Genomic DNA, 22,986 nt, shown 5'->3' on the forward strand with positions numbered 1-22,986 from the left:
TTATGAGCGTCATAAATAACGCCTTGTCTGAATTGGCAAAGAAAAAGTCAGCGACTTCGATTGAAGCAGCAGTCGTACCTAAAGTAAAAACGCGTTCCCCATTGGTTTGGGTTGTTGCGGGCTTTACTTTGAGTTTAGCGATGGGCGGTTGGGCAATATCACAAGGGCCTACCGTTGAACATTCAATCTCAACTCGAGATGCACAAGTTCAGGTCTCTGTCGTAGAGAGTTCTGGAGAAATGCAGGATGTTGTTACTCAAACACTCTCATCGCCAACCAAGAAATTAGTGACGTTAGATTTAACGCCCCGTTCTGCAGAAAGCACAGTAGCGGCAAATAACGTTCAAGTTAAGCCAACGACAACGTCGAGTACTTCTAAAGCGAGAACCCCCGACGTTACGCCTAAACCGTTAAGCACGGCTAAAGCGAGTAACACTGACATTCCAAAGCCGATTTACGTTGCTAGCGTGGCAAAAAAAGATCCGGCTCCTATCTCTAATGAGAAAGAATCCTCTGACAGTTCGGCAAATAGCGAAATGTTGATTGAGCAGGTAGAGCTAACACCTGAGCAGTTATCAGTGAATGCACAAGGGCGAGCTCAGAAAGCGCTTGATGCGAATGATCTTACTGGTGCTTTGAAAGGTTACACTGAAGCTCTACGTTACACGCCACGAAATGAAGATGTCCGTCAGAAACTTGCGATTCTCTATTTTGGTAAAGGCGATACCCGTAAAGCCTATGAGCTGTATCAGTCTGGTATCAAGCTCAACATCAACAGTGAAAAACTGCGATTAGGGTTATCTAAACTGCTGGTTAAAGCTAACCAAGCAGAAGCGGCTTTAAGCCCGTTAATCCACCTGCCACCAAATCCTACTCAAGATTATTTGGCAATGCGTGCGGCATTGAGTCAAAAATCTCAGCAAGAAGACATCGCGCTCGAGAGTTACCAAAAGTTAGTCGAGGTTGATTCAGATAATGCTCGCTGGTGGCTTGGTCTTGCGATTCAACAAGAGCGTCAACTTGATTTTTCTGCAGCAAAAGAGTCATACCAAGGTGCCTTAACCAGAATTGGAATCTCATCTCAATCGCAAAACTTTGTGCGTGACCGCTTAAAAATAATCAAAGCTTTAGAGGAGAGTGGCGATGCAAATTAGATTAAGAAAAAGGCTAGGTGATTTGCTTGTCGAAGAGGGAATCATCACTGAGGCCCAAGTTGAACAAGCTCTTGCTGCTCAAAAAAATACCGGTCGTAAGCTAGGTGATGCGCTGATTGAACTTGGTTTCTTATCAGAACAACAGATGTTGAGTTTTTTGTCTCAGCAACTCGCTATTCCTCTCATTGATTTAAGTCGAGCTGTTGTTGATGTTGAAGCGGTGCAGCTTTTACCTGAAGTACATGCTCGTCGCCTTCGTGCATTAGTGATTGGACGCCAAGGCGATACGTTACGTGTCGCAATGAGTGATCCTGCGGATCTGTTTGCTCAGGAATCTTTGCTTGGCCAACTAGGTGACTACGCGCTTGAATTCGTTGTCGCTCAAGAAAGACAATTAGTGGATGGTTTTGATCGCTATTACCGCCGAACCAAAGAAATAGCGTCTTTCGCCGAGCAGCTTCATGCCGAACACCAAGTCAATGACGCCTTTGATTTTGATATTGCTGGTGAAGACAGTGACGAAGTTACGGTCGTTAAGCTGATCAACTCGCTATTTGAAGATGCAATCCAAGTCGGTGCATCTGATATTCATATTGAGCCAGATTCAAACGTATTGCGTCTTCGCCAGCGCATTGATGGCGTGCTGCATGAAACACTGCTGAATGAAGTCAATATTGCCTCAGCACTCGTACTGCGCTTGAAGTTAATGGCAAACCTCGATATTTCAGAAAAGCGTCTTCCTCAAGATGGTCGTTTTAATATTCGAGCCAAAGGTCAGTCTGTTGATATTCGTATGTCGACCATGCCCGTGCAACATGGGGAGTCTGTGGTTATGCGTCTTCTCAACCAATCAGCTGGCCTGCGTAAATTAGAGGCGTCAGGTATACCAAGTGATCTGTTGGTTCGACTTCGTCAACAGTTACGCCGCCCACATGGCATGATCTTGGTCACTGGCCCGACGGGTTCAGGTAAAACAACCACCCTTTATGGTGCGCTAAGCGAATTAAACGAGCCGGGCAAAAAGATCATTACTGCGGAAGACCCGGTCGAGTACCGTCTTCCTCGCGTAAACCAAGTTCAGGTAAACCCTAAGATCAATCTCGATTTCTCTACTATCCTCAGAACTTTCCTTCGTCAGGATCCCGATATCATCCTTATTGGTGAGATGCGTGACCACGAAACTGTTGAGATTGGCTTGAGAGCCGCACTGACTGGCCACTTAGTGTTAAGTACGCTGCATACCAACGATGCAGTAGACAGTGCGCTGCGTATGATGGACATGGGTGCTCCCGGTTATTTGGTCGCGAGTGCGGTTCGAGCGGTAGTGGCACAGCGATTAGTTCGTAAAGTGTGTACTGATTGTAAGGTTGAGGATGAATTGGATGAGCCTCGCAAGCAATGGTTGAGCGTACGTTTCCCTAATCAAGTGGCTGTGCCATTCATGAAAGGTCGAGGTTGCCAGAACTGTAACCTAACCGGTTATCGCGGGCGTATTGGTGTATTTGAAATGTTGGAGCTAGAGCAAGACATGATGGATGCACTCAGAGCCAATGATGCGGTTGGCTTTGCTCAAACGGCAAGGCGGTCTAAAAACTACAAACCGTTGTTGGCTTCTGCGATGGAGTTAGCTTTGCAAGGTGTCGTGAGCCTCGATGAGATCATGCACCTTGGTGAAGGCGATGCTTCCGGTGCCACTGACCCAATTTATCTGTAGGGGTAGAGTGATATGCCAACGTATCGTTATGTAGGTCGCAGTTCTGATGGCAGCCAAGTGACTGGCCAGTTAGATGCGAATAACGAAGATCTTGCCGCAGAAAGTTTGATGGGTAAGGGGATTATTCCCACCTCAATCAAGCTGGGTAAAAGTGGTGGTTCAGTACTGGATATGGATGTATCGAGTCTGTTTTCACCCAATGTTCCGCTTGAAGTCTTGGTTCTATTTTGTCGACAGTTATACAGCCTAACCAAGGCGGGTGTACCACTATTAAGGTCGATGAAAGGCCTGACCCAAAACTGTGAAAATAAGCAGTTGAAAGCGGCCTTAGAAGACGTGGTTGCTGAGCTAACCAATGGTCGTGGATTATCAGCCTCAATGCAGATGCATCCCAAGGTGTTCAGTCCGCTATTTGTCTCTATGATAGGGGTTGGTGAAAATACCGGTCGTCTAGATCAAGCTTTGCTGCAATTGGCTGGATACTATGAGCAAGAAGTAGAGACTCGTAAGAGAATCAAGACAGCGATGCGTTATCCAACCTTTGTGATCAGCTTTATTTTGGTCGCGATGTTCATTCTCAATATTAAGGTTATTCCACAGTTCTCTAGTATGTTTGCGCGCTTTGGTGTCGACCTGCCGCTCCCAACTCGTATCTTAATTGGTATGTCGGAGTTCTTTGTAAATTATTGGGGCTTAATGCTCGCGGTGATCTTTGGTCTTATTTTTGCTTTCAAAGCATGGGTTAAGACAGACAAAGGATTGGAAAAGTGGGACAGGTTACGCTTAAAAATACCCGTGATTGGTGGGGTAGTGAATCGAGCGCTACTTTCGCGATTTTCTCGTACTTTTGCCTTGATGCTAAAAGCCGGTGTACCACTGAATCAATCACTGTCGTTGTCTGCGGAAGCGTTGGATAATCGATTTCTTGAGTTGAGAGTTCAGGCGATGAAAGCCGCAATAGAAGCCGGTAGTACGGTTTCTTCAACAGCGATCAATAGCGAAATTTTCACCCCACTGGTGATACAAATGATTTCGGTGGGTGAAGAAACCGGCCGTATTGATGAGCTGCTACTTGAGGTATCCGATTTTTATGATCGAGAGGTCGATTATGATTTAAAGACCTTAACCGCAAGGATCGAACCTATTTTATTGGTGGTTGTGGCTGGTATGGTGCTGATCTTAGCTCTGGGTATTTTCCTACCGATGTGGGGAATGCTGGATGCAATCAAAGGCTAGGGAATGCTAAATAACCTACAACGCTCACGTTTTGTTATTTGGAGTGTCGTTATTCTTTTTCTTATTGTGGGAGTGCTCTCTGCCTTTAAAACGGTAGAAGAAGAAGCGACTAATACGGCATTGATCGTCGCGAGCAAGCGAATTTTAGAGCAAGCAAATCTGTTCAAACAACAGTATTTGTTATCGGGTGCTGAGCAAGACAATGACTCGGAACATCCTAAAAGTTATAGCCGAACAGGCTGGATAATGCCGACTCAAGGAGATGAGCGAGACTGTCATTATTGGCTTGAGGAATTATACCCTCAAGATAGTATTTTAGGGCTCAGTTCACCGAGTGTTGAAGATAAAAGTGATAACATACAGTTTCATTGTCGTTATCATTATAGTGATAAGTATCAGATAGATATATTACTCAAGAAAGAAAGGTTTAGTGTGAAAGCCAATATTTTGGCTTTGTGAAAATATTGACAGTTTTTGTATGGTTTTATACGTGCGCGAATGTATAATGCGCGTTAATAATTAGATGAGTAGGTAGAAAATGCTTAAGAATCAAAAGGGTTTCTCCCTTGTCGAATTAGTCATAGTGATCGTGGTCGTTGGTTTATTGGCGGTAGCTGCTTTACCCCGCTTCCTCGACGTGACAGATGAGGCTAAAAAATCAAGCATTGAAGGTGTCGCTGGTGGTTTTGCAACCGCCGTTTTGTCGGCAAGAGCACAGTGGGAAGCTGAAGCTAGACCATCTGAGAAGATTGGTGTTGAAACATACAATACTGTAAATTATGATGGTGTTGATTTTTGGTTAACAAGATCAAAGAACAGTAACAATGTCGATACCGATTTTAGAGATGGCTATCCATGGACTCTGAACAACGATTCGAGCACTGCACCACAAGACATTTCAGATAAAACCTGTTCTGAGTTGATGGAAAATTTACTGCAAAACCCCCCTAAAGTCGGCGCGGTTTCAGATGTTGCTAGCGACTCAAATTACAAATATTCAGCGCAAGCGAATTCAGGTGATGCAACGTGTACTTACATTCAATTAGAAGGTAACACCGAGCACCAATTTGTTTACGAAATTAAAACTGGTCGTGTGACCGTAACTTTGCAGTAAGTCTGCGTAAAATTAAACATAGAGAGAGCTTAACTATGAAAAGACAAGGCGGTTTCACCCTAATCGAACTAGTGGTTGTAATTGTTATTCTAGGTATTCTTGCTGTAACTGCGGCACCACGTTTCCTAAACCTGCAAGATGATGCTCGTTCTGCTTCAATTCAAGGTTTAAAAGGTGCGATAGCTGGCGCTGCGGGTATCACTTTCGGTAAGGCTGCAATTGATGGACAAGATGGGGTTTCTGGAGCAATCAGTGTAGGAACTAGCACATTGAATTTAGTCAATGGTTACCCTGAGGCGACCTCAACTGCTTTAAACTTAGTTGTTGAAGGCTTAGATGAGTGGGAGCTTAAGGGCACTCCAAGTACTACCACAATTCGTTACGGTATTACGGGCTACACGACAGAGTGTGTTCAATATGTGGAAGCTACAGATTCAGAAAATGGCGCCAATATTACAGTCTTCACACCTGCTGCGAATGGCACAGAGTGTAATGACTAACTTCTAATTCTAGTTTAAGGCCAGCATTTGCTGGCCTTTTTTATTTAGAAGTAAATTATTAAAGCTCTAATATTCATCGCAAATATGTTCAATGTTTTTATTCTATCTTGTAATCTAGAGTTAAGATTGACTTACTTAGGGTCTATATGGACATAAAGCTAAACAAAGGTTTCACTTTAGTTGAATTGATCGTGGTGATTCTTTTACTTGCTATTGTTTCAGCGACAGCTATTAGTCGGTTTGGCGGTCGTCAAGTTTATGAATTGTATGCTCTTCAAGAGCAGGTTTCTTCTGTTGTTCGGCAAGTTCAGTTGAATAGAATGCAATCCAATATGGACATGTCTGTGTCAGGTGCCGAAAGCTTACGTTTAGTGGCAGCGAACAATTGTATCGGTTCGCAATCTGCTTGTGCAAATACATCCGAAACAAGAAGTGATGTTATCGCTAGTGATGATTATAGTTTCTCATCTGTACCTTCCTCTAATTACTCTTCGCCAATCGAATTCAACCTTTTAGGTAATCCTGAAAATACCGCCTCATCTGGTGTTCAAATTACGATTTTATCCAATAATAGTTCAGACAGAGCTTGGGTTTGTGTTAACTCTCAAGGCTTTGTTTACCCAAGTAATCAGGAATGCCCATGAACATAAAGATTGCGAAGAGTGGCTTCACACTCATCGAATCCATTATTGTTATTGTACTTTTGGGTTTTGCAATGCTCGCATTCTCAACTTTTCTTGCGCCTCAATCCGCACTTTCTGGGCAAGTGAATTATTCCAACCGAGCCTCAGCATTAGGTCAAAGTATTATGACCGATCTTTTAGCTCGAGATTACGGCTCGGTGAGCTCAGGCACTCCAATTGAACTCGGTACCACTTACAATAATTTTGATGTGGATTTGGTTGTTACTAACGATACGCCAACTACATCTATGCAGAAATTTACCTTAACAATCACCGCAAGCAATAATTCTCCTATCACCTTAGTTGCTTATAGAGGGGAGTATTAATGAAAGGGAAAGGGTTTACGCTTATAGAGATGATTCTAGCTATTGTTATTTCAAGTATCGTCTTGCTTGGTGTCGCGAATTTTACCGAGCTTGGAATGAGAGGCTATTTGGGTTCTGTAGAGCGATTTCGACTACAAACCGAAGCTAGGTTTGTATTGGAAAAGCTTTCGCGTGAAATGAGGCATGCTGTACCTAATTTGTTTCCAGCTTCTGCGAGTAGTGGTTGTGTATCATTCTATCCAATTATTGATTCAGGTTTTTATGCCATTTCTGGTGCTGATATTAACTTCTTGGTTAGTGATTCTGGAGCAACAAGTAGCTCATTACAATCCATGTCATTAGTAATAAACCCGACGCGTCCTCACACTGATATCAACGAATTAAACAATATATACCCTCTTAACAATGTTACTCCTCCTAGTGCATCTGCCGCCTATTTTTCTATTCCAAATGGTGCTAACACTCTTATCAGTGAATCTGTAGGCAAAAGGCACTACATTTTTGACTCAAATAACCTTGTGGAATATTGCCTTGCGAATAGTAATTTACTAACTCGTAATGGTGTCACAATAAGCGCTCGAGTTATGAGTGAGAATAGTATCCTGAGTTATCAGCCTGCGGATGTTCAGAGTAATGGTGTTGTTGAGTTGATTCTCGAGTTTGCAGAAAATAATGAGTCCACAGTGTTTGAGCAAGATATACAGGTGATTAATGTCCCGTAAATCAACCCAAAAAGGCAGTGCGCTAATCATAGTCATTTTTGTCATAGTGGTGCTAGGTTTTTTAGCGACAAGTTTGAGTCGAACGAGTTGGTCAGATAATGATTCAAACACTCGAGTTGTACTTGGCACACAAGCTTGGTTACTCAGCCATTCAGTTAATGAGTATGTTATGACTCAGTTTTACCCGGATCCTGATCCTCAGGCTTCTTCTGCCGTTGCTAGTGTTTGTAGCAGTAATGATCTCCAACCTGGAGGTGGGATTTTTACGGTCGCAAGCTCTATGGTTGATACAGCTTCGATGAACTGCTCCCTTGAGCGAGTTCAATGTTCCAGTCGGGGAGAGCTTGATGACTTTGTTTTCTATGTTTTAGAGTCTTCGGTTATTTGCGGTTCTGGTGTGAGCGAAGTGCAACGTAATCAAGAGCTTTGGGTTAAGGAGTAAACTCTGAATGTTACTTAAACTAAGGTTATCATCTAGACTATTATTAATTGTCTTTCTATTTACATCATTTAATGTAGATGCAAAAAAATATGACTTGAATGACTTAAATGATTTTTCTAAGTTATGTAGTGGTTCGGTATCTTATTCATCCTCATTTTACCCGATGATATATTATTGTAATGGGGTTTTTTCATCAAAAAATGATGATGTGAATGCTAATAGTGGGTCTACAATTCTCGCATATGGTGGTTATAATTTAGACGGGACCAATATTGGCTCTAATGGATCAAACATAACTCTAAAATCAAGTACGTGGAATAGTAATAGCAATATAGAAAAATCTATAATTCATGGTAATTTGAATCTACATACGGCTTTAACATTATCAGATACTTATGTTGATGGGTATGTTAAAAATAATGTATACATGAGTATTTTTATTTCTGATGATAGTCATATCGCTGGTTATGTTGAATCTTGGTTTAATATAACAGTAGAAGGTTCAGATATTAAGGGTGACGTTAGAAATAATTCAAATAGTTCAATCTATATCCATGAAGGATCCAGTGTTAATGGTAAAGTCAATGCTGGAACATCTGTTACTATACTTGACTCAATCATAAAAGGTGACGTTAAAAATAGAAGTAATAATAATATTTATATTGGTGATAATTCCGAGGTTCGTGGATCCATTGATGCCGGGTCATCAATTACAGTAGATGACTCAATTATAAAAGGTGACGTTAAAAATAGAAGTAATAATAATATTTATATTAGTGACGATTCTGAAATTCGTGGATCCATTGATGCTGGTTCATCAATTACAGTAAATGACTCATTAGTGACAGGTAATATTTCAAATAGAAGTGACAATCATGTCTATATTGAGAGTTCATCTAAAGTTGAAGGTAATATTATAGGTCGAGGGGAGTTGTTTTTAAGAGACTCAGAGGTCTTAGGTGATATTCAAAGCCTCTTGCAGGATATCAATTTAGATAATGCAACGGTTCATGGGAACGCAACAGCTGCGAATAATAATTGGGCAACAGTTTATTTTCAAGATAACAGTGAGGTTTATGGACAATGCTTATATAGAACAGACCCTATTGATGCGTGCCAACAACGAGGGTTGTCACCGCTAGCACAGTATCATTTTGATAAGAATTCTTGGGGTGGGGGGAATGTTTTTGATGTTACTGATAGTGCTGGTGGTTTTAATGGTAAAGCAGTAAATCAACCAAATTTGAACCATAATCCTTTTGAACCAGCTTTAATCAATGATTTTAAGAACTTTGGTACTTGTGGATATGCTCAGTTTAGTAATTCTGACAACTCGTATGTCGAAGTTCAGCATTCTTCAGAATTATCCTTTGAGGAAGAACTTTCTGTTTCAGTTTGGATTAAGCTAGGTGACCGTTACCCTCAAGGTAGTTCACTTTATACAATTGTAGCAAAAGATACAAACTATGAATTTCATATTAATAGTCAAGGGAAAATATATTGGTACTGGTTGCAAAAAAACAATCAAACTAGAACTCTGACTAGTAATATAGTGATTAAAAAAAATGAATGGTATCATATTGTCATTGACTACAAAGCAAATAGGAAAAACTCTCAAGCAAAGCTTTATATTAATGGGGCTTTAGATAATATTGTCGGAGATAATGGAAATAAGAAACTGAAAAAAAACAATGAACCATTAAGAATTGGTAATGATGCTAACTTTTCTACTCGTTCATTTAATGGGTACATTGATGAAATTAATGTTTTTAATCGATCTTTAAGTCCTGATGAAGTTAAAGAACTCTACAGTGAACGTCATTTATGTGATCCAATAGATGATAACTTGGTACTCGTAGTTGAACCCAAGGTTGAATATGTATTGACTTGTGAGGTTGCAGCAGTCGAATTCAAAGTCGTAGATGAGAATGGTAGTGTAATTAGTACCGTTCAGGATAGCTTCACTGCATCACACACACCAAGTTCGACTGGTAAATGGTGTGAAGATGAGAGCGGGAGTAACTGTTCTACATCTTCGGGGGACTACCAAAGTCACTTTGTGAATGGGCAAAAAACTTTATACTTATCTTCTTCTAAATTAGATAGTTATGATGTCAGTGGTACTTGGAATGGCGACTTAGAAACTGCCACATCAAAAATTAGCTTTGTACCTTATCAGTTCGATGTTGATGAGCAGTTTGTTGTGGCTGGCGAGGAGTACGAAGTGACGGCAAAAGTGTCTTCTTGTAATACGCAAGATTCTTCGTTGTCACAAGATTATGTGGGTACGCCTACTGTGAGTTTAAATATCGTCCAACCAGTGAGCGGTGATGATGCGATAAGCTTACTCGATTACACACCTGATTTTGAGGTGAGCGATAAAGGAGAGACAACTGATGCATTTTCGATTCAAGAGGCAGGCCAGTTTAAAATAACGTTAACAGACGATAGTTTTGACTGTAGTGAAATATCAGGTTGTCCTGAGAGTGGTATTGATAAACTTTCAGGTAGTTTCTTGGTGAATTCTCGTCCTTGGCAATTTGCGATCTGTACGGATAATAACTCTGATGGAAACAGCAGTAGTGGGGCAGCATTTGTTGCAGCGGGGGAAGAGTTTGACGTGCTTGCTAAACCAATTAGGTTCACGAATGACTCTAGTCAGCTATGTAACAATAACTTGGTAACACAAAACTATTTGCTTTCTTCAGGTGCAATAGGTGCGAATCATACATTAGATACACCTAGTAATGGTGATGCAGTGTTAGGTAGTTTAGAGCCGAGTAGTCAACTGATTCAATCTAGTTCTGATATTTTTTCTTCTGATAATGGTTATAAATTCAAAAGCTTAAAGTATTCAGAGGTTGGTAGTATCAACTTTGAAGTGACTGAAAACTCAAACAGCTTTTACGGCAAGATTCTGGGTGGATTTTCTGGAAGTAAATCTATTGGTCGCTTTTACCCTAAATATTTCACCACGATAGGTACTCCAATTTGGGATTATCCAGGAAGTGGAGTAAGTGAGCAAAGCTTTGCTTATATGAATCAACCATTCGATGGTGTCGAATTTGAAGTTGAGGCGCTAAATGCTCTAGGTGGGGCGATTAAAAACTATGCTTCATTTGATTCCCCTTCGGCTGATTTAACTGCTGGGTTTTCATTGTTTGAAGCTAGTTTTGGAAATCGTTTTAACTCTCCAGTTCCTAGCAAGCAATGGGCTCTTTCAGGTGATCGAAGTATCGGTACCTTTACCGTAGCTAGAAGTAACCCAACAGTCGTTTGTGACGCGAAATTATGCTTAGAAAAGTCACCAACCGCTGATGACTATAAAGATGGCCCTTATAATGGTGCAACAGGGACTGTTACTGATATATCAATTACTCATACTGGTTCTGTAGGTGATGATCCGGTGGCTTATCAAAGTGAGGAAGAAGTAGGTAGGGACCCACAACGATTGACCACTCAACCCGATATCCGCTTTGGTCGAGTAGATCTAGACGATGTTGGTGGTAATTCAGGTACAACAATTACTATTCCTTTAAGAACTGAGTATTGGAATGGTAGCCGTTTTGTTCTTAATGAAGATGATAATACTACAAACGTCGAAGCTTCTACGAGCACTAGCGATGTTATTTGGTCAGAAGGCGGCAGTGTCGCTACGACAGTATCACTCGCTAATGGCGGCCAAGTCTCTGATGGGGCGTCTCGTAACCTGACGGCTTCTCAAGGTGCAGATGTAAGCATCCGTGAACAAGTACAGTTGTGGCAAAATATGGATGATATTCCATGGCTCAGATACGATTGGGATAGCGATAAGGTTTCGGATGAGGCAAATGGAGAGCAAGATCCCTCCACCGTTGTCACATTCGGTATCTACCGCGGTAACGATCGTGTGATCTACCGAGGTGAAAGTGGGTTAACAGGTCAGTAAAAATATAATTTTTGCCCCTTAAGTTAGGAATCTGTAAGAAATTGCGGGTTTCAGTCCATGTTTATACTTCAATGCCTTGCCGTGACAGCAAGGCATTGGTACATTTAGTGCAATTTTTGTCTTCTAATTCTTGCAGGATGAGCGAAGAATATGTTTAAAAAACTTCGTGGCATGTTTTCAAACGACCTATCGATTGATTTAGGTACAGCCAATACCCTTATATATGTAAAAGGCCAAGGCATTGTTCTTGATGAGCCTTCCGTTGTCGCTATTCGCCAAGATCGTACGGGGTCTGCAAAGAGTGTAGCTGCTGTTGGTCACGCTGCTAAGCAAATGCTTGGTCGTACGCCTGGTAACATTTCAGCGATCCGCCCAATGAAAGACGGTGTAATTGCTGACTTTTACGTAACCGAAAAAATGCTTCAGCACTTTATTAAGCAAGTGCATGACAACAGTGTGCTTAAACCAAGCCCTCGTGTTTTGGTTTGTGTACCTTGTGGTTCAACTCAGGTTGAGCGTCGTGCTATCCGTGAATCAGCGCTAGGTGCTGGTGCTCGTGAGGTTTACCTAATCGATGAGCCTATGGCTGCTGCGATTGGTGCTGGCTTACGTGTCTCTGAGCCAACGGGTTCAATGGTTGTTGATATCGGTGGTGGTACGACTGAAGTTGCGGTTATCTCACTTAACGGTGTGGTTTACTCGTCTTCTGTACGTATCGGTGGTGACCGTTTTGATGAAGCGATCATCAACTACGTTCGTCGTAACTACGGTAGCTTGATCGGTGAAGCGACAGCAGAGAAGATCAAACACGAAATCGGTTCAGCTTACCCTGGCGATGAAGTCGATGAGATCGAAGTACGTGGTCGTAACCTTGCTGAAGGTGTACCTCGTAGCTTTAGCCTGAACTCAAACGAAATTCTTGAAGCACTTCAAGAGCCGCTATCTGGCATCGTATCTGCAGTGATGGTTGCACTAGAACAGTGTCCGCCAGAGCTGGCTTCTGATATCTCAGAAAACGGTATGGTACTGACAGGTGGTGGTGCACTGCTTAAAGACCTTGATCGTCTGCTTACTGAAGAAACGGGTATCCCTGTTGTTGTGGCAGAAGAGCCATTAACGTGTGTTGCTCTCGGTGGCGGTAAAGCCCTAGAGATGATCGACATGCACGGCGGCGACCTGTTCAGCGAAGAATAATATCTAGTGTTAGGCTCTTTTCTTATCTAGTTTTATGTAAAGAGCCTAGGACCTTGTCTATAGGATCAAATGTAGCTCTAGGACCAAATATAGAATGAAGCCAATTTTTGGTAGAGGTCCCTCTCTACAATTGCGCCTGTTTTTTGCTGTAATTTTATCAGCCAGCCTTATGCTGGCTGATAGTCGTTTAGATGCTTTCTCAAATGTCCGCTATCTATTGAACAGCATGGTTGCACCTATTCAATATGCAGCCAACTTACCTCGTACTATGTTCGATGGTGTCTACGATCGTTTTAGTACTCGTAAAGGCCTAATCGAATCCAACCATAATATTAAACGAGAAGTCTTGCGCCTGAAGAGCGAGCTCATTCTGCTTGAGCAATACCAAGAAGAAAACAAGCGCCTCCGTAAGCTGTTAGGATCTCCGTTTATCCGTGATGAAAAGAAAGTCGTCACTGAAGTTATGGCGGTAGACACTTCGCCATATCGTCATCAAGTTGTGATCGACAAAGGTCAGATTGATGGGGTGTATGAAGGTCAACCGGTGATCAACGAAAAAGGCATTGTCGGCCAAGTGACTTTTGTTGCTGCTCACAATAGTCGTGTCCTGTTACTGACTGACGCAAACAACGCAATTCCTGTTCAGGTTATTCGTAACGATATTCGAGTGATCGCTTCGGGCAATGGCATGATTGATGAGATCCAGCTAGAGCACATTCCAACCAGTACCGATATACAAGAAGAAGATCTATTGGTGACATCTGGACTCGGTGGAGTATATCCAGAAGGTTATCCAGTCGCCTACGTTACTGCCGTTGATTACGACCCGAAACGTGAGTTTGCCGTTATCAAAGCGGAGCCTGTGGTTGAGTTCGATAAGCTCAGATACTTGCTGCTAGTATGGCCTGATGAAAACAAACAGATGCAAGCGGATCAATCCAGCATAGAACAAGCATTGTTAGAGGGCGAAGATGGCCAATAGCGTTTTAAGAAGCAAGGTAGTCATTGGCTGCTCATTTTTAGTAGCCCTTATTCTGCAAACGATTCCTTGGCCTGGTAGTTTGGATCTATTTAGACCATCTTGGTTGCTACTGGTTACCTGTTACTGGGTTTTGGCTCTACCTCACCGTGTTAACGTGGGTAGCGCTTTGATTCTTGGTTTATTGTGGGATCTGTTGATAGGCTCGACGTTAGGTATTCGAGGCATGATGATGGCAATCGTTATGTACATTATTGCGATGAATTTCCTAGTCATTCGTAACATGGCGCTATGGCAACAAGCGATGATCATTGCCGCGTTAACGGTATTGTTTGAGGTGTTGATCTTCTTTGGTGAATATTTGATCCAAGATGTCGTTTTCAATCCATTATCGTTATGGAGCGCCTTGATAAACTGTATACTTTGGCCTTGGATGTTTCTATTAATGAGACGCGTACGTCGTCATTGGCATGTAAGGTAGAGTGACAATGGAAAAGAAGCATTTAGTTTTGGCATCCGGTTCACCACGCCGCAAAGAACTGCTATCTCAACTTGGTTATGAGTTTTCTGTCCTTGTAACTGATGTTGAAGAGTGTAAACACGCCCACGAAACCGCCGAAGAGTACGTTAAGCGACTATCTTTAGATAAAGCCTTAGCTGCGTTGTCTTTATTGAAAGATAACCCTTCTGAAAAGCAGCATGTCGTTCCTAGTTCTGATAATGTAGTTTCTAGTGTTGATAATGTAGCTGTTGGCTCTGGCATCGTAGCTCTTGACTCTGGCATCGTAGCTGTTGGCTCTGATGCTATTTCTCTTGATTCTGAAACAGTCGTTCTTGGTTCTGACACCGTCGTCGTAAGCCAAGGGCAAGTGCTCGAGAAACCCACCGATTTTGCCGACTCTAAGCGCATGCTTACTCAGTTAGCAAACGAGCGTCACCAAGTGATGACGGCGGTTTCTGTGGTTTCAGAAGAAAAACAAAGAACAGAAATCATTATTACCGACGTATGGTTTAAACCCCTCAGTGAACAAGAAATAGAACAATACTGGCAAACAGGGGAGCCATGCGATAAAGCCGGTAGCTATGGGATCCAAGGTTTGGGTGGGCGCTTTGTTACCCGAATCGAAGGTAGTTATTACGCCGTTGTCGGCTTGCCTTTATATGAAACGGACCAGCTACTGCAAGAATTCTTATAATTACTAATCTGAGGTGCACCATGAGTGCTGAATTGTTGCTGAACGTGACCCCGAGTGAAACTCGCGTGGCCATGATTGAAGGGGGGGCTCTTCAAGAGATCCATGTCGAACGAGATGCTCGACGCGGTATCGTAGGAAATATCTATAAAGGACGTGTAAGCCGTGTTCTTCCGGGAATGCAGGCGGCTTTTGTGGATATAGGCCTTGAGAAAGCAGCTTTTCTACACGCCTCTGATATTGTTCCACACACTGAATGTGTCGCTGAAAACGAAAAGAAGCAATTTCAGGTTCGTGACATCTCTGAGCTTGTTCGCCAAGGACAAGACATTGTGGTTCAAGTCGTCAAAGATCCTCTTGGTACTAAAGGTGCCCGCTTAACGACTGATATTACTTTACCGTCTCGTTATTTGGTCTTTATGCCGGGCGCAAGCCATGTCGGCGTTTCTCAACGTATCGACAGTGAGTCTGAACGTAACCGCCTTAAAAAAGTGGTGTCTCGTTACTGCGACGAACACGGTGGCTTTATTATCCGTACTGCAGCTGAAGGCGCAGACTCGAATGAGTTGGCACAAGATGCGGCATTCTTGAAGCGATTATGGCTAAAAGTGTTAGAGCGCCGTGGTAAACATAAAGCTCGTACTCGTCTATACGGTGAACTTTGCCTAAGCCAGCGTATCTTACGTGACTTTGTGGGTACTGAGTTGAGCCGAATCCAGGTCGATTCGCGTTTAGAATATGAAAACCTAAAAGAATTTACTTCTGAGTACGTGCCAGAGCTGACTGAAAAGCTTGAGTTGTATGAAGGCGACAAGCCTATCTTTGATATGTACGATACCGAGAACGAAGTTCAACGCTCTTTGGATCGTAAAGTCGAATTGAAGTCTGGTGGGTATCTGATTATCGACCAAACGGAAGCGATGACGACCGTCGACATCAACACCGGTGCCTTTGTCGGTCGTCGTAATCTAGAAGAGACGATTTTCAACACCAACGTAGAAGCGACGCAAGCCATTGCTCGTCAGCTACGTTTGCGTAACTTAGGTGGCATCATCATTATCGACTTTATCGATATGCTGTCTGAGGAACATCGTAAGCGAGTACTAACTTCTTTAGAGGCGGCGCTAGACAAAGATCGTGTGAAAACCAATATCAATGGCTTCACACAGCTTGGCTTGGTTGAGATGACGCGTAAACGTACTCGTGAAAGTATTGAGCATATTCTGTGTTCGAGTTGTCCTGCCTGTGAAGGGCGTGGCAGTGTGAAGACAGTTGAAACCGTTTGTTATGAAATCCTTCGAGAGATCACACGAGTGAATCGTGCGTATGACGCTGATAAGTTTGTGGTCTATGCGGCAGCTGCCGTTGCCGAAGCACTAGAGGGCGATGAGTCACATGCGCTTGCGGAGCTTGAAGTGTTTATTGGTAAACAAGTTAAAATCCAAGCTGAGCCTCTGTACATACAAGAGCAGTTTGATGTTGTTATGATGTAATGGATATTTTGTGAGTTCAAGCGTTACTCTGATTCTTCGTGCATGTCTATGGTTAGTGGTTACTCTCTTAGTAACGCTAGCCATTGCTGTTACTACACTGCGTGTAGCCTTACCCAATTTAAATAAGTATCAATCTGAAATTGAGCTTTGGGTAAACCAACATTCCGGTTTTGAGTTTTCTATTCAAGATGTGGGTGGTTTTTGGCGTAACACTCACCCCTCTATTGCCCTACAAGGCGTTAAAGCTAGCCTCCCAAATGCAGAAGATGTGACCTTCTCTGTTGAGCGTGTTGAAGTCGAGTTTGACTTGATTCAATCGCTCGTTCAGATGCGTCCAGTTGTGGCCGATCTGGTCATGAATCAAATGTATCTTGATATTCGCTCAATTGATCTGTTTGCTGGAAACGGTACAGACGAACCTAAAGATCCCGGTTCTTCGAAGCGTGTGATGAAAGAGCTAGATAATTTACTATTGAAAACTTTGGTGGATGTGACCGCTAAAGACTCTTCACTTCTCTATCGCTCAGTCTCGGGCGAAGATCGTCAGCTCGATATCGACATTTTAAAATGGCAAAACACAGATAAACATCACCTTGCTGAAGGGGTTGTTAGCATTAAAGACGCCAATCTTAACTCGTTGTCAGTAAGTGCTAACTTTATCGATGGTGGCTCATTAACCGATGTAACCGGTGAGTTCTATGTGAGTGCAGATAACATCTCGGTTAAACCATGGCTAACCCGTTACATGCAGGCTGAGTCTGGTGTTGAAACCGGTACAGTGAGTTTGAATAGCTGGCTGACCTTGAGAAACAGCAAACCAGTGAGTGCGTATGTTGAGGTGTTACCTTCTGAATTGACTTGGAACGAAGATGGCCAACATGATCTGATGCTTGAGTCAGGGGTCTTTAAGTTGTCTCCAATTGATGATGGATGGCAAGTGAATGGTCACTCACTTAATCTCAGAACGGATGATAGGCCTTGGCCTGAGTTAGATGTTGCCTTCAAGTGGAATAAAGGCCCGTGGGAACTTAATGTTTCTGAACTTGATGTAGAAACTATTACTCCGTTAATCAAGTTGCTGCCAGATTCTGCGCAATCAACCAAAATGATCAATTCGTTGAAGCCTGGTGGCTCCGTTTCTGATATTCGGGTCTCAATGGATTCTGGCATCGAAAGCTTACGTTATTCAGCGAGTTTTAGTGATCTTGCCATTGAGCAATGGGAGTTGGTTCCGGGCTTTAGCCAAGTTTCAGGCAGTGTGTTTGGCTCTGCATCTGAAGCGAAAGCCAGTCTGCATGTGATTGATGATGTGTTTCCTTATGGTGACGTCTTTCAAGCGCCTTTGAATATCAAACAAGGTCAGGTTGATATTGTTTGGCAGCAAGATGAAAACGGTTGGAAGCTTTGGTCAGATAAAATCACAGCAGCCACGCCAGATTTACAAGTACTAGGCGCATTTCGCTTGGACTTCCCAAAGGATGCTAGCCCATTCTTATCGTTCTACGGCGAAGCTGATGCTTACAATGTCGGCGAAACATGGCGTTACTTACCGACATTAGCACTAGGACAAGATCTTACCGACTACCTTTCTACTGCGATTCAAGCGGGTAAAGCGGATACCGTAAAACTGTTGTGGCATGGCGATTTGTCTCAGTATCCATACACCAACCACGATGGTATTTTCCAAGTTTGGGTTGGCTTAGAGGACGCTAAGTTCAGTTTTGATACTGCCTGGCCATTGATTACCGATCTTCAACTTGATCTGTTGTTTGAAAATGATGCGATGCATCTGGATTCTCGTTCCGCTCAATTGATGGATGTGACGGCAGACCGAATCACAGGACGCATTCCTTATTTAGGGGAAGGCGGCCATATCGAAATTGAAGCTAAAGCGACGGCGTCAGGTAATGCGGTTCGTGATTACATGACGGCTTCACCATTAGTTGATTCTGTGGGTGCCGCCTTAACAGCGCTGCAAGTGAGTGGTGATGTATCGTCTGAATTCCAACTCAATATTCCTTTTGATTCCGAAAAAGAGCCAAGAGCATGGGGTTATGCTGATCTCAAAGATAACCATGTAGAGATTGAAGCGCCGCCAATAGTGCTTGAAAATACCACTGGGCGTATTGAATTTGATAATGATGTGATTACGGCCAACGGTCTCGCTGCCGATTTATTAAAGCAAGGTATTTCTGTCGATTTTAAGGGCTTAAATGATGGCCCTGGTTATGCCGTTGATATTGATGTATTGGGCGATTGGGACGTTAAGCCTTTAGAACCATATATTGGTGAACAGTGGATGAGTCGCTTGTCAGGTCATGCGCAATGGCAAAGCCAGATTGAAATTCAACTTAACGATATCGGTTTTAGCTACCAGTTAGACTTACAGTCAGATCTTAAATATTTAGCCAGTGATTACCCGTATCCATTGGCTAAAAAATCCTTGGAGAGCGGCTCTGCTCGACTACAAGCATCAGGTAATCAAGAAGCTATTACCGCGCGTCTGCAACTGCCGAACACTAAATACCAAGCTGAGATTGATATTACCGGCGATGTTCCTGAGTTAACGGCGACTAACTTAGTGCTGGGTCGTGGTGGCTATAAAATTAGCCCTGTCGTTGGGCATCATGCGTTGATTCGTACGGATAAATTCAATGCTGATGATTGGTTATCAGTGGTGATGGAGCCAGTGCAACCGTCAGATGCGATACTTAGCCAGATGAATACGCCAACCATTCCAGCGCCAAGCCGTATTACCTTTGAGAGTAAAGAGCTGATCTTGGGCGGTATTTCTTGGAATGATGTCGACTTTAGCGCCCGCAAGAACAAACAAGCGTGGCAAATGGAAGTGTCTAGCCAAGAACTTGAAGGAGATATTAATTATCTGCCTCCTTACGACTTAACCGTTTCTCTGGATCGTCTGCATCTGTTTGTTCCTGAATGGAGCGATAAGAAAAACCAAGAACAACTACTTCAACGTAAAGAACAAGAAGCACCATTGGTCTCTAAGCTAGATAGAGAGATCTATGCTGCGATGCCTAACCTGAAGTTAACGCTGAACGATTTTTGGCTACAAGGCTATAAGGTCGGTACCGTCGATGTTGAGTTAACTAGACAAGACGATCGGCTTGAGTGGAACAAGATTCAAGTTCGTAGCGGGAGCAATAAAGCCGACGTGAGTGGCTGGTGGGCACTGAATGGTGACAAGAGTCACTCATCGCTAACCGTTGATATTGAAGGTGAAAACAATAGCGAACTCATGGAGCGCTTCGGCATTACATCCGGAATTCAAAAAGCGCCATTCGAGTTAGAAGGCCAACTGAACTGGGATGGTTCGCCATGGGGGATCAAAATGGATACCCTTGATGGCAACGTTAAAACCAAGTTTGGTAAAGGTATAATCTCGGATGTCAGTGGCGCAGCTCGATTGCTGGGGTTGTTTAGCCTAGATTCGATTATCCGTAAGATGCAGCTCGATTTCTCGGATGTGTTTGATAAAGGCATGGCATTCAATAGCATCACAGGAACGGGCAAGATTCAAAATGGTATCTTCCTGACGAACGATCTGAATATGGATGCGGTCGCTGGTGAGATGAAGATCAAAGGAATCGCTAACCTCAACACGCGCTTGGTCGATGCTGAGGTGAACTTTACTCCTGATATTACCTCGGGCATTCCAGTATTAACGGCGTTTGCGGTAACGCCTCAAACGGCGTTGTATGTATTGGCGGTGACTACGGTTATATCGCCGGTGGTTGAAGTCTTTACTCAAGTGAATTACTCGGTAAAAGGCCCATTGGATTCACCTACGGTGAGTGAGCTCTCTCGTAGCTCTGGCGAGTTCCAGCTACCCGAAAAATTGAGAAAATTAGCTGAGTAGTTGATAACAAGCCAGTCGGTGAATATACGGTCAAATGCCGAATTCTGAATCATAATGAATAGAGGAGCGAGACACATGGATAGTGTTGGGTTGATTCAAATGACATCTGGCTCTAGCCCTGAATTGAACCTTGCTTACCTTGCTCAAGAAGTAGCAAAGTGCAAAGCGTTGGGGGCTAAGTGGGTTGTGTGCCCTGAAAACGCGTTAGTTTTTGGCAGTAAAGCCGACTATCACCAGTATGCTGAGCCTCTAAATGATGGCCCACTACAAAAGAAATTATTTGAGTTAGCTAAGCTTCACCGAATGTGGATCGTTGTCGGTAGTATGCCGATAAGCACAACTGAAGGTGTGACCACTACAACCCTAGTGATTGATGACTTTGGGTGCCTAGTTGCTCATTACGATAAGCTACACATGTTTGATGTGGATGTCGCCGATGCGCACAAGTGCTATCGAGAGTCGGATATTTTCACGCCGGGTGAGCGAGTTGTGACGACGGAAACGCCTTTTGGTCGCTTAGGTTTGAGTATTTGTTATGATGTGCGCTTTCCTCACTTGTATTCAGAGTTACGCAAGCAAGGTGCACAAATCATAGTGGTACCAGCAGCGTTTACTGCGGTAACGGGTCAAGCGCATTGGGAAGCATTATTAAGATGCCGCGCGATCGAAACACAATCGTGGATTGTCGCGGTGGGGCAAGGGGGGAAACATCCTTGTCAAAGAGAAACATGGGGACACTCAATGGTGGTTGATCCATGGGGACGAGTGGTCGCACAGCTAGACCAAGATCCTAAAAGTATGGTGGTTGAGATAGACACATCCAGTTGCGAATCAATCAGGCAAAATATGCCAATTGCGCAACACTCTCGATTTACCAATCAATTTTAATTACAAACAAGAGCCATTTATGAGCATTAATCAAATTGAAGAAGCGCTACTGAACCCAACAGGGCTGACGGAGCAAAATATCGCAGATACATTGGCGAGCATTGCTACCCGCCAAATTGATTATGCTGATATCTACTTTCAGTCAAGCTGGCACGAATCATTAGTGCTAGAAGACAGCATTATTAAAGACGGCTCTTTCAACATCGATTGTGGTCTTGGTGTACGAGCAGTCTCTGGTGAAAAAACCGGTTTTGCTTACTCTGACCAAATCCAATTGGATGGCCTTAAACAGAGTGCAATCGCGGCTCGCGGTATCGCTAAGCAAGGCCAAAACGGCAAGGTACAAGCTTTCAAGCGCAACTCTAACCAAGCTTACTATGACGCGGTAAACCCGCTAGCAAGCTGGGAAAAGCAGCAAAAGACAGAATTGCTTAAAGCGCTTGATGCTTACATTCGTACTAAAGAGCCGATGGTAACTGAAGTATCGGTAAGCTTAAGTGGTGTACATGAGCAGATGCTGGTTGCGGCAACTGATGGTACTTTCGCTGGTGATATTCGCCCGCTGGTTCGCTTGTCTATTAGCGTACTTGCTCAGAAAGGCGATCGTCGTGAACGTGGCAGTGCTGGTGGCGGTGGTCGTTTTGGTTACGACTTCTTCTTAAGTGATGCTAACGGTTCTCAGGTTGCTTATCAATTTGCTGATGAAGCAATCCGCCAAGCGTTAGTTAACCTTGAAGCGGTTGCTGCACCTGCTGGTGCAATGACTGTCGTTCTTGGTTCGGGTTGGCCGGGCGTTCTTCTGCATGAAGCGGTAGGCCACGGTTTAGAAGGTGACTTCAACCGTAAAGAGTCTTCAGTATTTTCTGGCAAAGTGGGCGAGCAAGTCACATCAAGCCTATGTACGATTGTTGATGACGGTACATTAACGGATCTACGTGGTTCATTGAACGTCGATGATGAAGGCGTTAATGGCCAGTACAACACGCTAATCGAAAACGGCATCCTAAAAGGCTACATGCAAGATAAGCTTAATGCTCGTCTAATGGGTGTAGCGCCTACAGGTAATGGTCGTCGTGAGTCTTATGCACACCTTCCTATGCCGCGCATGACCAACACTTACATGTTGCCAGGTGAGCATACTCCTGAAGAGATTATCTCGACGGTTGAAAGAGGCATCTACGCGCCGAACTTTGGTGGCGGTCAGGTGGATATTACTTCTGGTAAGTTTGTGTTCTCGGCTTCTGAAGCGTACATGATTGAAAACGGTAAGATTACTCACCCTGTGAAAGGTGCAACGCTAATCGGTTCGGGTATCGAAGCGATGCAGCAAGTGTCTATGGTGGGTAACGACCTTAGCCTTGACCGTGGTGTTGGTGTGTGTGGTAAAGCTGGCCAAAGCGTACCAGTCGGTGTTGGTCAACCAACATTGAAACTAGACTCTCTAACGGTTGGTGGTACTGAGTAATTCAGACCAACTTCAGCAGATTTATTATAGCAAGCTAGTTGAAATTACAGTTTCAGTTGCAGTTAAAGCTAAAGT

General features: G+C 43.4%; 19 protein-coding genes. All 19 read left to right on the forward strand.

Going from position 1 to position 22,986, the window contains the following annotated elements; all coding sequences use genetic code 11:
• Nucleotides 1-2 precede the first annotated feature (2 nt).
• Entirely contained in the window at nt 3-1,154 is a 1,152-nt protein-coding gene (locus M4S28_RS02935; protein ID WP_249632281.1) for a tetratricopeptide repeat protein, read from the forward strand.
• Complete coding sequence (gene mshE, locus M4S28_RS02940) at nt 1,144-2,868, forward strand: MSHA fimbrial ATPase MshE (RefSeq protein WP_249632282.1); 1,725 nt, start codon at nt 1,144-1,146, stop codon at nt 2,866-2,868. The genes M4S28_RS02935 and mshE overlap by 11 nt, the downstream gene beginning before the upstream one ends.
• Nucleotides 2,869-2,880: 12 nt before the next feature.
• Nucleotides 2,881-4,104 carry a type II secretion system F family protein gene (locus tag M4S28_RS02945; protein WP_249632283.1) on the forward strand — a complete coding sequence of 408 codons (1,224 nt, stop codon included), beginning with the start codon at nt 2,881-2,883 and terminating at the stop codon, nt 4,102-4,104.
• A 3-nt stretch (nt 4,105-4,107) separates the two neighbouring features.
• The gene (locus tag M4S28_RS02950) at nt 4,108-4,563 is read left to right on the forward strand and encodes an MSHA biogenesis protein MshF (RefSeq protein ID WP_249632284.1); all 456 of its coding nucleotides are present in this window, start codon (nt 4,108-4,110) and stop codon (nt 4,561-4,563) included.
• Nucleotides 4,564-4,642: 79 nt separating this feature from the next.
• Nucleotides 4,643-5,218 carry a prepilin-type N-terminal cleavage/methylation domain-containing protein gene (locus M4S28_RS02955; RefSeq protein WP_061025062.1) on the forward strand — a complete coding sequence of 192 codons (576 nt, stop codon included), beginning with the start codon at nt 4,643-4,645 and terminating at the stop codon, nt 5,216-5,218.
• Nucleotides 5,219-5,253: 35 nt separating this feature from the next.
• On the forward strand, nt 5,254-5,718 hold the full coding sequence (locus M4S28_RS02960; RefSeq protein WP_102466799.1) for a type II secretion system protein: 465 nt from the start codon (nt 5,254-5,256) through the stop codon (nt 5,716-5,718).
• 146 nt (nt 5,719-5,864) lie between these two features.
• Nucleotides 5,865-6,362: a type II secretion system protein gene (locus M4S28_RS02965; protein ID WP_102577254.1), complete on the forward strand. Its 498-nt coding sequence runs from the start codon at nt 5,865-5,867 to the stop codon at nt 6,360-6,362.
• A 2-nt stretch (nt 6,363-6,364) separates the two neighbouring features.
• On the forward strand, nt 6,365-6,727 hold the full coding sequence (locus M4S28_RS02970; protein ID WP_339385616.1) for a type IV pilus modification PilV family protein: 363 nt from the start codon (nt 6,365-6,367) through the stop codon (nt 6,725-6,727).
• Nucleotides 6,727-7,449, forward strand: a complete 723-nt coding sequence (locus M4S28_RS02975) for a prepilin-type N-terminal cleavage/methylation domain-containing protein (RefSeq protein ID WP_249632286.1) — start codon at nt 6,727-6,729, stop codon at nt 7,447-7,449. The genes M4S28_RS02970 and M4S28_RS02975 overlap by 1 nt, the downstream gene beginning before the upstream one ends.
• A complete protein-coding gene (locus M4S28_RS02980) occupies nt 7,439-7,891 on the forward strand; it encodes an MSHA biogenesis protein MshP (protein WP_249632287.1) in 453 nt (150 codons plus the stop codon). Before M4S28_RS02975 ends, M4S28_RS02980 begins: the two co-directional genes overlap by 11 nt.
• A 7-nt stretch (nt 7,892-7,898) precedes the next feature.
• Nucleotides 7,899-11,819, forward strand: coding sequence for a LamG domain-containing protein (locus tag M4S28_RS02985; protein WP_249632288.1), 3,921 nt, complete (start codon nt 7,899-7,901; stop codon nt 11,817-11,819).
• Between the two features lie 150 nt (nt 11,820-11,969).
• A complete protein-coding gene (locus M4S28_RS02990) occupies nt 11,970-13,013 on the forward strand; it encodes a rod shape-determining protein (RefSeq protein ID WP_004735928.1) in 1,044 nt (347 codons plus the stop codon).
• Nucleotides 13,014-13,107: 94 nt separating this feature from the next.
• Nucleotides 13,108-13,995, forward strand: a complete 888-nt coding sequence (gene mreC / locus M4S28_RS02995; RefSeq protein WP_004735927.1) for a rod shape-determining protein MreC — start codon at nt 13,108-13,110, stop codon at nt 13,993-13,995.
• A complete protein-coding gene (gene mreD / locus M4S28_RS03000) occupies nt 13,985-14,473 on the forward strand; it encodes a rod shape-determining protein MreD (protein ID WP_004735926.1) in 489 nt (162 codons plus the stop codon). The genes mreC and mreD overlap by 11 nt, the downstream gene beginning before the upstream one ends.
• 7 nt (nt 14,474-14,480) lie before the next feature.
• The gene (locus M4S28_RS03005) at nt 14,481-15,188 is read left to right on the forward strand and encodes a Maf family nucleotide pyrophosphatase (protein ID WP_249632289.1); all 708 of its coding nucleotides are present in this window, start codon (nt 14,481-14,483) and stop codon (nt 15,186-15,188) included.
• Between the two features lie 20 nt (nt 15,189-15,208).
• Complete coding sequence (gene rng / locus M4S28_RS03010; RefSeq protein ID WP_004735923.1) at nt 15,209-16,678, forward strand: ribonuclease G; 1,470 nt, start codon at nt 15,209-15,211, stop codon at nt 16,676-16,678.
• A gap of 10 nt (nt 16,679-16,688) precedes the next feature.
• Nucleotides 16,689-20,558, forward strand: a complete 3,870-nt coding sequence (locus M4S28_RS03015) for a YhdP family protein (RefSeq protein WP_249632290.1) — start codon at nt 16,689-16,691, stop codon at nt 20,556-20,558.
• A 75-nt stretch (nt 20,559-20,633) separates the two neighbouring features.
• On the forward strand, nt 20,634-21,446 hold the full coding sequence (locus M4S28_RS03020; protein WP_249632291.1) for a carbon-nitrogen hydrolase family protein: 813 nt from the start codon (nt 20,634-20,636) through the stop codon (nt 21,444-21,446).
• A gap of 19 nt (nt 21,447-21,465) precedes the next feature.
• Entirely contained in the window at nt 21,466-22,911 is a 1,446-nt protein-coding gene (tldD, locus tag M4S28_RS03025; RefSeq protein ID WP_249632292.1) for a metalloprotease TldD, read from the forward strand.
• Nucleotides 22,912-22,986 lie beyond the last annotated feature (75 nt).

Origin of the sequence: Vibrio sp. J383 (assembly GCF_023503985.1) — a bacterium.
GTDB lineage: Bacteria > Pseudomonadota > Gammaproteobacteria > Enterobacterales > Vibrionaceae > Vibrio > Vibrio splendidus.

Coding starts and splice junctions, on each gene's coding strand:
- M4S28_RS02935 (WP_249632281.1), top strand. CDS start 3: ATGAGCGTCATAAATAACGCCTTGTCTGAATTGGCAAAGAAAAAGTCA.
- mshE (WP_249632282.1), top strand. CDS start 1,144: ATGCAAATTAGATTAAGAAAAAGGCTAGGTGATTTGCTTGTCGAAGAG.
- M4S28_RS02945 (WP_249632283.1), top strand. CDS start 2,881: ATGCCAACGTATCGTTATGTAGGTCGCAGTTCTGATGGCAGCCAAGTG.
- M4S28_RS02950 (WP_249632284.1), top strand. CDS start 4,108: ATGCTAAATAACCTACAACGCTCACGTTTTGTTATTTGGAGTGTCGTT.
- M4S28_RS02955 (WP_061025062.1), top strand. CDS start 4,643: ATGCTTAAGAATCAAAAGGGTTTCTCCCTTGTCGAATTAGTCATAGTG.
- M4S28_RS02960 (WP_102466799.1), top strand. CDS start 5,254: ATGAAAAGACAAGGCGGTTTCACCCTAATCGAACTAGTGGTTGTAATT.
- M4S28_RS02965 (WP_102577254.1), top strand. CDS start 5,865: ATGGACATAAAGCTAAACAAAGGTTTCACTTTAGTTGAATTGATCGTG.
- M4S28_RS02975 (WP_249632286.1), top strand. CDS start 6,727: ATGAAAGGGAAAGGGTTTACGCTTATAGAGATGATTCTAGCTATTGTT.
- M4S28_RS02980 (WP_249632287.1), top strand. CDS start 7,439: ATGTCCCGTAAATCAACCCAAAAAGGCAGTGCGCTAATCATAGTCATT.
- M4S28_RS02985 (WP_249632288.1), top strand. CDS start 7,899: ATGTTACTTAAACTAAGGTTATCATCTAGACTATTATTAATTGTCTTT.
- M4S28_RS02990 (WP_004735928.1), top strand. CDS start 11,970: ATGTTTAAAAAACTTCGTGGCATGTTTTCAAACGACCTATCGATTGAT.
- mreC (WP_004735927.1), top strand. CDS start 13,108: ATGAAGCCAATTTTTGGTAGAGGTCCCTCTCTACAATTGCGCCTGTTT.
- mreD (WP_004735926.1), top strand. CDS start 13,985: ATGGCCAATAGCGTTTTAAGAAGCAAGGTAGTCATTGGCTGCTCATTT.
- M4S28_RS03005 (WP_249632289.1), top strand. CDS start 14,481: ATGGAAAAGAAGCATTTAGTTTTGGCATCCGGTTCACCACGCCGCAAA.
- rng (WP_004735923.1), top strand. CDS start 15,209: ATGAGTGCTGAATTGTTGCTGAACGTGACCCCGAGTGAAACTCGCGTG.
- M4S28_RS03020 (WP_249632291.1), top strand. CDS start 20,634: ATGGATAGTGTTGGGTTGATTCAAATGACATCTGGCTCTAGCCCTGAA.
- tldD (WP_249632292.1), top strand. CDS start 21,466: ATGAGCATTAATCAAATTGAAGAAGCGCTACTGAACCCAACAGGGCTG.